The organism is Bacteroides sp. 41_26, from assembly GCF_949740115.1.
GTDB classification, from domain to species: Bacteria; Bacteroidota; Bacteroidia; order Bacteroidales; family Bacteroidaceae; genus Bacteroides; species Bacteroides nordii.
On sequence record NZ_CATJGZ010000133.1, the window covers coordinates 1 to 14722 of the forward strand.

Annotated in this window: 8 protein-coding genes; 2 read left to right on the forward strand and 6 right to left on the reverse strand. The window is 37.4% G+C overall.

The features are described from left to right. On the reverse strand, positions 1-1388 hold a 1388-nt coding region (locus QX565_RS19945), incomplete at its 3' end, for an SLC13 family permease (RefSeq protein WP_289294106.1). A 203-nt stretch (positions 1389-1591) separates the two neighbouring features. Further along, a complete protein-coding gene (locus tag QX565_RS19950; RefSeq protein ID WP_221649622.1) occupies positions 1592-3310 on the reverse strand; it encodes a site-specific integrase in 1719 nt (572 codons plus the stop codon). A gap of 210 nt (positions 3311-3520) precedes the next feature. On the opposite strand from QX565_RS19950, the gene leuS reads away from it, so the two are divergent. Together leuS and QX565_RS19960 are read left to right on the forward strand one after the other, a co-directional pair. Further along, on the forward strand, positions 3521-6352 hold the full coding sequence (leuS, locus tag QX565_RS19955; RefSeq protein ID WP_289294108.1) for a leucine--tRNA ligase: 2832 nt from the start codon (positions 3521-3523) through the stop codon (positions 6350-6352). Between the two features lie 12 nt (positions 6353-6364). Beyond that, a complete protein-coding gene (locus tag QX565_RS19960; RefSeq protein WP_007483037.1) occupies positions 6365-7261 on the forward strand; it encodes a YitT family protein in 897 nt (298 codons plus the stop codon). A gap of 152 nt (positions 7262-7413) precedes the next feature. On the opposite strand, the gene QX565_RS19965 is transcribed toward QX565_RS19960, so the two are convergent. The 4 genes from QX565_RS19965 to QX565_RS19980 all read right to left on the reverse strand — a co-directional run. Beyond that, positions 7414-12267, reverse strand: a complete 4854-nt coding sequence (locus QX565_RS19965; protein WP_289294111.1) for a C25 family cysteine peptidase — start codon at positions 12265-12267, stop codon at positions 7414-7416. Positions 12268-12280: 13 nt separating this feature from the next. After that, a complete protein-coding gene (locus tag QX565_RS19970; protein ID WP_289294112.1) occupies positions 12281-13318 on the reverse strand; it encodes a leucine-rich repeat domain-containing protein in 1038 nt (345 codons plus the stop codon). 8 nt (positions 13319-13326) lie between these two features. Further along, positions 13327-14421: a leucine-rich repeat protein gene (locus QX565_RS19975; RefSeq protein WP_289294113.1), complete on the reverse strand. Its 1095-nt coding sequence runs from the start codon at positions 14419-14421 to the stop codon at positions 13327-13329. A 13-nt stretch (positions 14422-14434) separates the two neighbouring features. Beyond that, a partial coding sequence (locus QX565_RS19980) for a T9SS type A sorting domain-containing protein (RefSeq protein WP_289294115.1) occupies positions 14435-14722 on the reverse strand: 288 nt, incomplete at its 5' end.

Genomic DNA, 14722 nt, shown 5'->3' on the forward strand with positions numbered 1-14722 from the left:
GCATTAGGTGGTGTACTAATTGGTAATATCATTGCTAGTGATGATCCGATTGCCACTCCAATTAATAAAGTCTCTACGCCTCCTAATGATGACAGGTTTTCACGCATACTGATTCCGGCAATAGCGAGAATAGGAACAAGTAAAGCTGCAGTAGCAGTATGGGAAATAAAGTTTGCCATAGCGTAGCAGATCAGTCCAGAACCGACAATCATTAGTACAGGAGGCCATGTACTGAATGGGATGGCTTCAATCATATGCTTAGCCAGTCCAGTCTCTTGTAAGGCTACGCCCAATGCAAAGCCACCGGCTACCATCCAAAGTACGCTCCAACTGATCTCCTCCAAATCGCGTTTGGTAATAACACCTGTTATACAAAATACAGCTACCGGAATCATCGCCACTACATTGGAGTTTACTCCTGTAAATTTATCAAACATCCACAATAAAACTGTTATAGCAAAGGTGATATAAACAATAATGGAACGCCAGTCTTTCTTTGCCTCGCCTTCGATTTGCAGCTCAATACTCTTTTGTTTGAATGGGAACAGTCGTAAGAGTATAAACCAAGCGATAAATAATACTATTATGGTATAAGGCAACATAAAACTCATCCATTCTCCAAAACCGATATTCAAGTTCAATCCTTCCGGATCATTCAAGTATTTTAAAGCAATGGCATTAGGTGGTGTACCGATAGGAGTTCCCATACCACCTATATTAGCAGCCACAGGAATGGCCATAGCTAATCCTATTTTTCCTTTTCCATCTGCCGGAAGTGCTTTTAATACGGGGGTCAGAAAAGTAAGCATCATGGCAGCTGTAGCTGTATTGCTAAGAAACATTGAGAATACGGCTGTAACGAGTATAAATCCTAATAGTACATATCGTGATTGTGTTCCGAAAGGTTTTAGCATGACTCGTGCTAACAATACGTCCAATCCACTTTTGGTTGCTGCGATAGCAAGAATGAATCCACCTATAAACAGCATGATGATAGGATCGGCAAAACAGTGCATAATAGACTTATATTTGACAGTTTGTCCTAATTCTTCTGCAGGAATGCTCTGAGTTAAGAACCATAAACTACTATCGGAAACGGTAAGCAATAGTAATACAACGATTAGAACGGAAGTAGTCCATGCTGGGATAGCTTCGAATACCCACATGAGAGTGGCAAAAATAAAAATAGAAATAAGTCTTTGTTCTATAACAGTTAAACCTTCTACCCCAAATGTATTAATGGGGAGGAACCACAAAATAAGGGAAAGGGTAATAGCTATGGTTAACTTTATACATCGGGCCACTGTCTGATTTTTTGCTAACCGTTTAGCTTTCTTTAGGTCCTGATAAGCTTCAACTAAATGGAAGCCATGAAAAATCTTGTACATAATATTAGAACGAAATGAAATAAAAAAACGTTTGCAAAAATAATTTTTAATTTAATATATAGCTAATCTAATGCTGAACTTTTTTCTTGGTTCTTTCTTCTTGTAGTTTTTTAGTAGAAATACAATTTCCCTATATTGATTTTAGAACACGATAAACTGAATTCTCATAAATATCAAGGTAAGGATTATTAGTTCTCTGTTATTTATTTTATATTATCTGGATCTTCCAGTTCTGCAGCTATACTCTTTAATTCATCCAATACCTGTTCATTCATATTTTGCATTGGAAAGTACTGTCCGCCTGTCATTGTGACGCTTACTGACCCTATGATACCTGATGCCTCTAACATATTGATGATCGTTTGAGCGGGAGTATTATCTTTTTCTAAAGAAACCACCATAGCAATGAGTCTACGAGCATTGACAGGCCGTATGCTTCTTTTATTAATGGTTATATACTGTATGACTTCTTTTATATCAGACAGTTCTTTTTTTAACGGTTTTATGCCTTCTTCGATTCCTTCCTTTATTATCTTTAGTGTCTGATTACTATTCATTGGGACATTACTTTCTTGAGAAAGCTCTTTGGGAAGTTCATGTTTCACTCGATCTGCTTCCGTTTTAAGGATCAGTGATGCAACATCCCCCGAACTGACCTTAACGTATCTCTTGAACGCTTCTTCAGTAGTATGTCCAGTGATTTTCATCAACAGGTGACTATCATAACCACGTTTGAGCATATTGCTTATGTAAGACCGCCGTGCGGTATGAGTACCTATTAGTTCCCAACGTTGTTTGACTGAATTAGTGACTTTCCCTCCTCTGTCTTCTGTCACAATGTGTTCTTCTGTAAGGCCAGCTTTTAAACCGATTTTTTTCAAATACCTCAACATAGTATTTTTAGAAATCTCGGGCAAATTAAAACCATATTTTTTCAGTATTTCTAGAGCTACAGGAAAGAGTGGAATTACTACCCTATGGGTTCTTTTTGTTTGAACAATTTCCAATATTTGCCCTTCATTAGTATTTTTTACGAGCCCTTGATTTAATGATGTCATATCACTGAAACGTTGCCCCGTCCAACATTGTAGAATAAAAATATCTCTAACAACTTCTTCTCTATCAGAAAGTTTAAGGGAATGTATTTTATTGATATCTTCTTCTGATAAAGATATTTCATTCTCATCTCCCTGTCTACTTTTGGGCTTAGTGTATTTATCCAATTTAGTTTCATGTATATCTATTAAATTATAAGGCTCTGCTCTTTTAATTATACTAATAAGTTGCACACACTTATTGCCTACAGTACTTGTTGCGGTAGTTCGTTCTCCCTTAACTTTTTTATTAAATAAGTATGTTTCATACTCTTTAATTAATGCCAGATTTATATCGTCAAAACTGATAGTATCTTGACCTTTTTCTTTTAGAAAAGTTTGGAAATCTTTTAATACAATTAAATACGTTTCCATTGTCGATGCTCCTTTACGTTCACCTGAAGTTTTGATTGTTTTATCATTAGCAATAGCATTTCTTAACCAGTGCATTGCATTTATTTTTTTACTTCTTCGCATATCAGAATCTTTGTATATGTATTTCCTTAATAATTCCCAGCAATTTTCTAACGTACTCGGATTATCGCAAAGATAACGTTTAAATTCTTCAAATTGATTTTTTAGTTCTAATAACTTTTTATTGGCAATAGTATTATTTATATTATCAGATTCTGTCAGACGACAGCTTATATACGCTTCTTGTTTCTTGATATTCCAATGTTCGGGATATACTTTTACTCCAGTCGGCAATTTAGCCTGTTTCCGATTTATACGTACTATCAAATAAATGTTAGTTGGCCTCTTACTTTTAGGTTGGCGTAGATTAAAACTAGCTTTTACAATTTCATTAATAAATACCTGTCCTGTCATAGCCTTGTTCTTTGAATCGGTTCTTTAATTTGGTTCTTAAACTCCGTTCTTTGAGGACTGAATATGAGACGATATATGCTCTATAAACAAACTGACAAGCCTCTTAGGAATACCCAAACAAATATTAGGTAGTTTGAGACAAATCCCGTAAATTTGTTCCCAATTAATGAAATAACATAATAAATCACTATAAACAAAAGGATTATCGCTATGGAATATAATTTCAGGGATATTGAAAAGAAGTGGCAAAAACGGTGGGTAGAAAGTAAAACCTACCAGGTGAAGGAAGATGAATCGAAACAAAAATTCTATGTGCTGAATATGTTTCCTTATCCGTCGGGAGCAGGACTACATGTAGGACATCCGCTGGGATATATTGCTTCGGACATTTACGCCCGCTACAAACGCCTGCAAGGTTTCAATGTACTGAATCCTATGGGATATGACGCATATGGCCTGCCTGCCGAACAGTATGCTATCCAGACAGGGCAACACCCTGCTATTACAACCATAAAGAATATCGACCGCTATCGGGAGCAATTGGATAAAATAGGGTTCTCTTTTGACTGGAACCGCGAAATACGTACGTGTGATCCGGAATATTATCATTGGACACAATGGGCGTTTGTGAAAATGTTCAATAGCTATTATTGTAACGATGAACAGCAGGCACGCCCTATCGAAGAGCTTATCCAGGCTTTCGGAATCTACGGAACAGAAGGTATGAACGTTGCTTGTAGTGAGGAACTCAGCTTTACTGCCGACGAGTGGAAAGCAAAAAGTGAAAAAGAGCAGCAGGAAATCCTGATGAATTATCGTATCGCTTACCTGGGCAACACCATGGTGAACTGGTGCCCGGATCTGGGAACAGTACTTGCCAACGATGAAGTTGTAGACGGTGTTTCCGAACGCGGTGGTTTTCCGGTTATCCAAAAGGTAATGCGCCAGTGGTGTCTCCGTGTATCTGCTTATGCCCAACGTTTGCTCGATGGTCTGGACACTGTAGAATGGACAGATTCTCTGAAAGAAACTCAGCGCAATTGGATTGGCCGTTCAGAAGGTGCCGAAATGCAGTTTAGAGTGAAAGACTCTGATATTGAATTCACCATTTTTACCACTCGTGCCGATACAGTATTCGGTGTAACCTTCATGGTACTTGCCCCCGAAAGTGAACTTGTGGCACAGCTCACTACTCCCGGACAACAAGCAGAAGTAGATGCTTACCTTGAACGCACCAAAAAGCGTACGGAACGCGAACGTATTGCCGACCGCAGTGTAAGCGGTGTATTCTCCGGAAGTTATGCCATCAATCCGCTGACAAACGAAGCCATCCCCGTATGGATCAGTGACTATGTATTGGCAGGTTATGGTACGGGAGCTATCATGGCCGTACCTGCACACGATAGTCGCGACTATGCGTTTGCCAAACACTTCGGCCTTGAAATCCGTCCGCTGATCGAAGGCTGTGATGTCAGTGAAGAAAGCTTCGATGCCAAAGAAGGTATCATGATGAACTCTCCACGTCCGGGTACCCCCGAAGGTGGACTGGTATTGAATGGTCTGACTGTAAAAGAAGCCATTGCCAAAACAAAAGAATATATCCAAACTTCCGGACTGGGACGGGTAAAAGTTAACTTCCGCTTACGCGACGCCATCTTCTCACGCCAACGTTATTGGGGTGAACCCTTCCCGGTTTACTACAAAGACGGTATGCCCTATATGATTGACGAAGCCTGTCTGCCGCTCGAATTGCCGGAAGTTGACAAATTCCTGCCTACCGAAACCGGTGAACCTCCATTGGGACATGCTACCAAATGGGCATGGGACACTGTAAACAAGTGCATAACCGAAAACGACAAGATAGATAATATATCGATCTTCCCGCTCGAACTCAACACAATGCCGGGCTTTGCAGGTTCTTCCGCATACTACCTTCGTTATATGGACCCGCGCAATACCCAGGCACTTGTTGATCCCGCTATCTGCCAGTACTGGAAGAACGTTGATCTCTATGTAGGCGGTACGGAACATGCAACCGGACACCTGATTTACTCTCGTTTCTGGAATAAATTCCTGTATGACCTCAATGTTTCTGTAATGGAAGAACCGTTCCAGAAACTCGTAAACCAGGGAATGATACAAGGACGCAGTAACTTTGTATACCGCATCAAGAATACCAATACGTTCGTTTCTCTGAACCTGAAAGATCAGTACGATGTCACTCCTATCCATGTAGATGTAAATATCGTATCCAATGATATTCTCGATCTGGAGGCTTTCAAAGCATGGCGTCCTGAATTTGAAACGGCAGAATTCATTCTTGAAGACGACAAATATATCTGTGGTTGGGCAGTTGAAAAGATGAGTAAATCAATGTTCAACGTTGTGAACCCGGATATGATTGTAGAGAAATACGGTGCCGATACACTCCGCATGTACGAAATGTTCCTCGGCCCGGTAGAACAAGCCAAACCGTGGGATACAAACGGTATTGACGGTGTGCACCGCTTTATCCGTAAATTCTGGGCACTGTTCTATAACCGTAATGACGAGTATATCGTAACAGACGAACCGGCTACCAAAGAAGAGTTGAAGTCATTGCACAAACTGATTAAGAAAGTGACGAGTGACATTGAGCAATTCTCTTACAATACTTCAGTAAGCGCATTCATGATCTGTGTAAATGAACTCAGTACACTGAAATGCAGCAAGAAAGAGATATTGGAGAAATTGGTAATCGTCCTTGCTCCCTTCGCTCCGCACGTATGCGAAGAGCTATGGGATACATTGGGAAATACAACCTCTGTCTGCGATGCCCAATGGCCGGCTTTCAACGAAGAATACCTGAAGGAAGACGTAGTAAACTACACCATCTCTTTCAACGGTAAAGCCCGTTTTACTATGGAGTTTCCGGCAGATGCTGCCAGTGATGCTATCCAGGCGGAAGTATTGGCGGACGAACGTTCTCAGAAGTGGACGGAAGGTAAAACTCCCAAAAAGGTAATTGTAGTGCCGAAGAAGATTGTAAACGTTGTGATTTAAAATAAAATCTATATGTATAAACCTACAAAAGCTGAAGTGATGCGGGAAGCCAGAGATTACATCTTCATCACACTCGGATTGTTCAGTTATGCCCTCGGATGGGCTGCTTTTCTGATCCCGTATCAGATTACCACCGGGGGTACAACAGGTATTGGTGCCATCATCTATTATGCCACGGGATTTCCCATCCAATGGTCGTATTTCATCATCAATGCCGTACTGATGACCTTTGCTATCAAGATACTCGGTCCGAAGTTCAGCATCAAAACCACGTATGCCATCTTTATGCTTACGTTTTTGCTATGGTTTCTGCAATTAGTGGTAAACGGGGCGGACGGCGTTCCTCCTAAAGTATTAGGTGAAGGACAGGACTTCATGGCCTGCCTGATCGGAGCAGCAATGTGTGGTATAGGTTTAGGCGTAGTATTCAACTGCAACGGAAGCACCGGCGGTACGGATATCATTGCCGCTATCGTCAACAAATACAAAGATGTCACCTTAGGACGCATGATCATGATCTGTGACGTTGTCATCATCAGTTCTTGCTATTTCATTTTCAACGACTGGCGAAGAGTGATATTTGGCTTTGTAACGCTGCTTATCATCGGTTTCGTTCTGGACTATATTGTAAATAGCGCCCGTCAATCCGTACAGTTCTTTATTTTCTCTAAAGACTACGAAAAGATTGCCGACCGTATAACCAAAGAGACCCACCGCGGAGTGACCGTACTCGATGGTATAGGATGGTATAGCAAGCACAATGTAAAAGTGCTTGTGGTACTTGCCTACAAACGTCAGTCGGTTGAGATATTCCGGTTGGTAAAGGATATAGATCCGAATGCGTTTATCTCTCAAAGTTCCGTCATTGGAGTATACGGAGAGGGATTTGACAGGCTGAAGGTAAAATAGAAGCAACTTGTATCTTCAACCATTAAAACACAGATTAACGCTAATTATCGCAGATTTAATTCAATCTTTGCATAAATTCGCGTTAATCTGTGTTTTTTATAATAGCTAATTTTACATTTAACGCATTCTGTTTATAGATATTACACGCTCATTTAAGGTATATCGATAGCTCCGTAAGGCAAATCCATTGCCGCTCCCTCTTCTATCTCAAGACAGGCATTGTCACGTAACTTAATCACACCGTTGTTCTTTACTACAATCGTTCCCCCCTTCTGTACTACAACTCTTGCATTCAAGATATTGCCTCCATCCACTTCAAGCGTAGTCCCCGAACGAACTATCACCGATGAAGTATTATTCAAGGTCATCGTTTTCCCATTGGGAATTACCAGCCGTCCCGATTGTAATACCACATTTCCACACGGAGATTCCCCGTCCCATGTTTCATTGGCATTTACCAGCATTAGTTTACAAACTGTTGGAAAATACTCTCCCGTATTCTGTGGATTACCACGCTTAACACCCCATTCTATAGCTGTAGGAATACCTTCGGTCTTCCACACATACAAATCTTTCTCACTACCGGCTATTATCTCATTTCTTCCATCGTTATCGATATCTGCAACACAAGGAGTATCTTGAAATTCTTCATCCGACATAATTGGAAATCCTACAATATCAGTACCGTCATTGTGTAAAGCATAAATGTATTTATTGCAACAGAATACAATATCCGGTATAGCATCCCCATCTACATCAGCTAAAATGGGTGTATTTACATTAGCTGCCCAATCTATTTGCGGTAATAACCCATTGATATGCCTGCTGAAAATAGTATCACCATTATGTTTCCACGCCTTTACCGTTTCATGCCCCAATATAACTACTTCCAAATGACCATCATTATTTATATCGCCTACCGCTAGACTATGATCTAACGTATAGGAAGTTGTATAAGGAACTGTCTGACTCTCATCCCAACCGGAAACTTTCTTATCTCCTTCCAAACTTATGGCATAAACATGACTAACAGCTATATTGCATTGAGAAAAAACCAGTTCTTTTTTTCCATCTTCATTCAAATCACACACCACAGGTGCAGAAGACAAATGAAGATTTCCTGCTCCCCAAAATGGATTGGTAGTAAAAGGTGTTCCATCTTGTCGCCAAATATAAATACCCAAAGAATCATACGAAGCTATAATTTCCATCTGCCCGTCATCATCAAGATCAGCAACTGTCAAAGCGGAATAATTACGATTTCTATCATCAGTAACATTCGGATTCAATCGTCTTAACTCCTTACCATTATGATCCAGAATAAAAATATCAGAAGTTTGGTGCGATTTAATAAGAACTTCCATTGTACCATCCGAACTCCCATCCAGATTAGCTATCACCGGACTTTGATGCATTGAATACGGAATTTTCTTCTCCCATAGTAAATCCGGTTTATGATCACCATCCTTATCAAATGGAGAATAACAATAAACTGCGTTTTTATTTCCATCCTTATTCTCCCACGTAGATACGACTATATTTTGTTCTCCATTCCCAGCTAAATCTCCGAAAGCAACTTGTCCTTTCATCATTATTGGCGATTTCGCAAACCCACTTACTGTAGTCACATTTCCATCAATATCAAACAATTCCTCACCTGTAGGACGGAATCCCATCAAATAGCTGGTACGGTCATTCCACCGGGAATCATAAATCCAGAATATTTCTTGCTTACCATCATTATCTACATCTGCAATATTGGGACAAGATTCAGATGAATAAGTACCGGTAGTAATTCGTCTTGGGAACGGACTAACCACCGGATACGAAGTCCACGCCCGGTAAGCTGTACACCAGTTACTTTCATTCCCATTAGCAGAAACTGCCGCAACTTTATAATGAAATACGGTTCGTCCGGTAAGATTTTCATCTAAATAATAAGCAGCAGTCAAAGGAAATTTATTCAGCTTTCTGTATGTTCCATTTTCTCCATTATCACTACGGTATATATTATAACTTATCTTATCACCCATAGATGGCCAATACACATTTATCGAAGTATTACCAGATTGAGTTTTTATAGTTGACACATCTATAGCAGCAGGCCTCAACAGTGGGTTTACTGAGAAATTCCAAGTCTTTCCATATTTATTACTAACCTGCAATGTAAAATTCAATGTCCCTGTATAGCTACTTGATGTCTGAAATTGAAAAGCAATCGTATTTGTCTTTGTCTCAGTAAAAGGAATAGATGGATAAGCTACTTGTGTAGACGGACACGATGCCTGTGTATTGTTTGAAATAAGTACGGCTTTCAATCCAGTAGCTTCGGCCCTTCCAATATTCATTAAATCAATATTCATCTTCACCGTTTCTCCCGCCTCAATTGTTGTATTTCCATTACTCGTCCAGATAATTTTTTGATTACCAATTTCTATTTCAGAAGCATATATATTATCTATCTTAAGCGGTTGAGTTGTAGTTTCACCATTTACTGATATTTGTAGATTCAAGTTTATTCCACTGGAATTATTTCTCAAATGCTCCCCACTGTTTTTATTTATTTTGAAAACGAACGGAGTAACAGATCCCACAACAGTATTACCGGCAATATTCCCAAATGTAGCATTAGCATTTACGATCTCTATATCATCGGATGTACTTACTAAAGATGTTGTTACTCCATTTAATGCGCTGTTTCCCGTATTTCTCAGTTTTACAGTCAATTCAATCGTTTCTCCGGCATCCAACTGCCCGTCACCATTTCCAATACTCGCACCAGTCCCTTTGTCATTGTAAATTAGATCTTCAACAGCTATAGCAGGTTCATTACCATTTTGCAATACTTGAATATCTCTTTCAACCGGTCTGAAATTATGGGCAGTGACTGTTACATTCACAACTCCTAATGTCTGTACAGGTACATTAATAGTATGACTTCCATTAGTTAGTTGATCCACAATATACAGTTCTTCCTTTTTCTGAATGCAGATTTTTGCAACATCATTTTGTGGTAAACCATTTATAACTACTGTTATAGTATTATTTCCGGTTTGTAGAGATTCTGGTGTTATTGAAACATTCAATGTGTTGGGAATATCGGTCCAGACTTGCATTTCGGGATCACCAAAAAGGTGGAACGCACAATTGTTAGCAAAACCATCCCATTCTTTTTTGAAATAATCATCCATTATTTTCTGGTGTAAGACAGCCAGGCTATATCTATTAATAAATCCACTACTCTGTGCAAAAAGTTCCTTCAAAAAAATATCAAATGTTTTATGCTCATTTGAATATCCAGAATCTGTATTACCAAAAACTGCAACCGCCCCTCCATTCGAATTAGTCAAAAAATGCTCTACAATGCAATCTTTTGTAATATCTGCCGGCGAACAACCTCCCGACATTAATATATTATAATAATATCCATTATGCAAATTATCAATATCCCAGTTTGACACAGACTCATTTTTATCTTTAGATGAAGTACCCATACTTCCTGCTGATGAATGATCCATATGATAAATCAAATAAAAATGGTTCAAACCAGAATTTCCACCATCTTGTAAAGCAGCAATAAAATTAATCTTATTTAATTCTTCTCCCTTATTTGATGTATCTATATATATATCATTATTATGTCTGCCATTACAAACAGAAGTATTATTATTACAATTATAGTGATCATAAATTAGCCAACGATTAAGTCCAGTATTGTTGTAATAATTTGCAATATTCTTTCTTCCACTATCAGATAACGAACCTATATTGTCTTCATCTTTTGATATAAAAGCATCAGCAGCCATAGAATTCTTCATATAAGAATAATCAATATTCATATCAACCTTTTCATAGTGAATAATCTTATTTACAAAAATTTCTGCTTCTGACAAATTCTCAACAGGTGCTCTTCCTAATCTGAATGACCAACCTAAATCTTCACCTTCACTATAATCTCCAGATTCAAAAAATATATTATTTCCATTGCCATCAAAATTTCCATTTTCAACGCAAGCATAATAGAAATCTACGGCAACCCAATCTTTATTCTTATCATCCCTCGATTTTTTCACACGCGCAGGAATTATATTCGTATCTCCACCCAATAGTACAAATAGCGATCCATAATTGCGTCTCATGTAAATTAAATAATTACGAATTTTTTCTTGTAAATCGCTTCCTGGATATGAAACTACAATATTCTCCACAGTCTCTATTATAGTAGGCACTCCTTTCTTCGTTTTCCAATCAGCCAATAATTGAAATGCACTTTTTAAATTTTCATTAGTTATAATCAAATATTCCGGTAATTTATATTCTAACGAAGAAATCGAACTCCTATCCGAAGCGAATGATGCAGGTTGCTTAATATTTGGAAAGAAATTATCTAACATTTCTTTATTATCTACAATAGAATGGATATAATCTCTATCCAAACGTTTTAATATTTCAGATTGATTTTTCACAGTATGCGCAGAGAAAAGAGATTTAGCAGCAGAATAAATCAAAGAAAAAGATATTTCACACGAATACAATTCTTTCTTTTTAGGAATATATTCTAATGGATAAAATCGTACTGTGACCAAATGATATCCAAAATCTTCCCGATCTGAGATTATTTCAGCATATTTACCAGGAAAAGGATTAGACGAATTATATACAGTAGAATCAGGTTCCACCCAATCATTTACCATATCAAAACCAATGGGTACGCGAGGTTGAACCGGATATAACATTATATCCTTTGTTATTAGATTCTTCCTTACCGACTCTATTCGCAAAGAGACTTCTGCATTCACAGGTACCAAAAACGTTTTAGTACAAAATGGAATTTGGGGCATCCCCACAGTAGTTATGTACTCCGACTCTGTTCCTATCTCTGTATAACTATTATTTAATTGAAGAGTAAAATCACTACCTCTTTCCCATCTTATCGTACCATTAATTTGAGCATTTAATGTCCAACTTACCAACAACACAATTACAGTTCCTATTATCTTTTTCATACCCTATGTATTCTTATTTACATAATTTAAATACCTCTTCAATACCATCTGCATAGATCACTTTCAATATAAAAAGTTCTGGAGTCTGATCAAGTACCTCTTCACTATAGTGATTACCGTTCAAAATACAATCAGCTATTTCTAAACCATTTAAATTATAGATCATTACTCTCGACAGTTCTTTTTCACTTGTCAAATTCAAATAACCATCAGTCAAACTTATTTTCAAAGTAGTAGGAGATAGTATCAGTTTTAAAGATGAAGGAGTTTCTACATCATTTATAGTCTTAAACTCTTTCCAACCTACAGTATTATAATATACATCAAAACTAATATCTGGTACATAGAGCTCTATTGCACGAGGATACGCAAACGGATCTCCAATAATAAGAGGAGGAGTAATAGTACGGCAAGTAACTCTCCATAATCTTCGATAATAAGGATCATCAGTTCTTGTTGGAATAGGAGAAATAACCCAAAAAGCATGATCGCCTATTTCTTTTAATGTAGAGGGTAATATGACATGTTGTAAGGTTGCACTTTCAAATGCTCTTTCTTCTACAAATTCAGTTCCTTCAGGAATTGAATATTCCCCGATATAATAATCTCCATCTTTTTGGGGAGGATATTTAAGTAATACTCTCTTGTCTTTAGAAAATAAAACTCCTTCTATTAATGAACAATCTAAATTATTATTTGATAATCTAAATTCTTTTATATGTGAATATTCAAAAATACCTTTACCTATTATTGCAGGAAAATTCGACCAAACAATGCAAGTAGCAGAACATCCAGCAAAGGCACCATCCCTTATTTCTTTCAATGAAATTGGTAAAGTTATCTCATGTAAATAGGTAGTACTTAAAAAAGCTTCCTCACCAATAATTTCCGTACCTTCTGGAACAACATATTTTTCATCTATTCTCTCCCTAGGATACTCAATCAATATTTTCCCATCAGCGGAAAATATGACACCATCAATCATTACATTCTGAGAATACAATAGAGTACCCCAAAATATGAAAATCATAAACGACAATATTTTATTCATAACATCAACTATTTACAAATTTTGAAAATATCTTCAGAATTATCATCATAAATAATCCTCAAAACTAAGATTCCCGATAAATACGATTTTTTCATATCACAAAAACAAGAATTACCAGCAACTATTTGTTTTACCAATAAAAATCCCATTGGATTGTATATATCTATTCTTTCGATATAGTGTTCACTTACTACATTCAAAATAAAATCTTCCAACCATACTTTAGTAGTTTTTACAGGAACATTTTGTTTTGATACAAGATTTATTTTTCCATTTATATCCCTAAACTTCGTCCAGCCGGGTGCATAGCAATAAGCATCGAAACTCTCTTCAGGAACATGTAATCTTGTCCAGTATGGGTTTGCAAATGGATTGCCAATCAGTACAGGAGGCACAATTGCATTACAAACAACCAAATCCATGTTCCGATATTCTAAATCCCAATCAAAATCGTTATTACGATTGGTTTCTTGATTATTTCTACCGACAGGTATACGAGCTTTTACCCAGAAAGCACCTTCTTCTACTGTCTTTAAAGTTGACGGTAAAGTTACTTCATGCAGAAAAGCTCTTTCAAACGCTAATCTATTTATTATTTCGGTACCTTCCGGAATTACATATTCTGTGAAATATGTAGTATTTTGAGATTCTTCTTGTGATTTTTTTCTTTTCGGAGGATAACGCAATAATCTTTTTTGATCCATAGAAAAAAGAACATTATTTACCACCACACAATTTGCTCCATCCGATACATAAAATTCACGTATTGGAGACTCGTAAAAAATATCTCTACCTATCAACAGCGGAAAGTTACTCCAAGTCACAGATACCAAAGAAGAACAATAAAAAAAGGCATTATCTCTTATTTCCTTTAAAGTAGAAGGTAAAATGACATGGCACAAAAATTCGGATTGATTAAAAGCTTTTACATCTATTATTTCCGTACCCTCTGGAACAACGTATTCTTTATCAACTTTACTTTCCTGATACTTAATCAGTGTTTTTCCGTCAGCTGAGAAGGCAACCCCATCAATCACTATATTTTGAGAATACAATAAAGTACCCAAAAACATGAAAATCGTAAATTGTAATATTCTATTCATAATTACCTCACATTTATTCGGTTAATATCATCTTTTTCGTATCAACTTCTTTACCATCTACAATCAATGAATACATATACATTCCCGGAATCAACTCATAGCCATTGATAGTTACTGAACCATTTCCTCGTGACTCAATATTGATTTGTTTAATCTGTTTTCCTTGAAGATTATAGATATGGATACTGGCTCTGGAAGATGCTTCGGGGATAAAGAAAGAAATGGTAGTCTGCTCCTTAAAAGGATTGGGTATATTGGAATAAAGTTTGGCTTTCAGCTTTTCATCCAGCAATGAGTTTAC

Excerpts from the sequence above, each read along its gene's own strand:
- QX565_RS19950 (WP_221649622.1), bottom strand. The coding sequence starts at position 3,310 with ATGACAGGACAGGTATTTATTAATGAAATTGTAAAAGCTAGTTTTAAT.
- QX565_RS19970 (WP_289294112.1), bottom strand. The coding sequence starts at position 13,318 with ATGAATAAAATATTGTCGTTTATGATTTTCATATTTTGGGGTACTCTA.
- QX565_RS19975 (WP_289294113.1), bottom strand. The coding sequence starts at position 14,421 with ATGAATAGAATATTACAATTTACGATTTTCATGTTTTTGGGTACTTTA.
- leuS (WP_289294108.1), top strand. The coding sequence starts at position 3,521 with ATGGAATATAATTTCAGGGATATTGAAAAGAAGTGGCAAAAACGGTGG.
- QX565_RS19960 (WP_007483037.1), top strand. The coding sequence starts at position 6,365 with ATGTATAAACCTACAAAAGCTGAAGTGATGCGGGAAGCCAGAGATTAC.
- QX565_RS19965 (WP_289294111.1), bottom strand. The coding sequence starts at position 12,267 with ATGAAAAAGATAATAGGAACTGTAATTGTGTTGTTGGTAAGTTGGACA.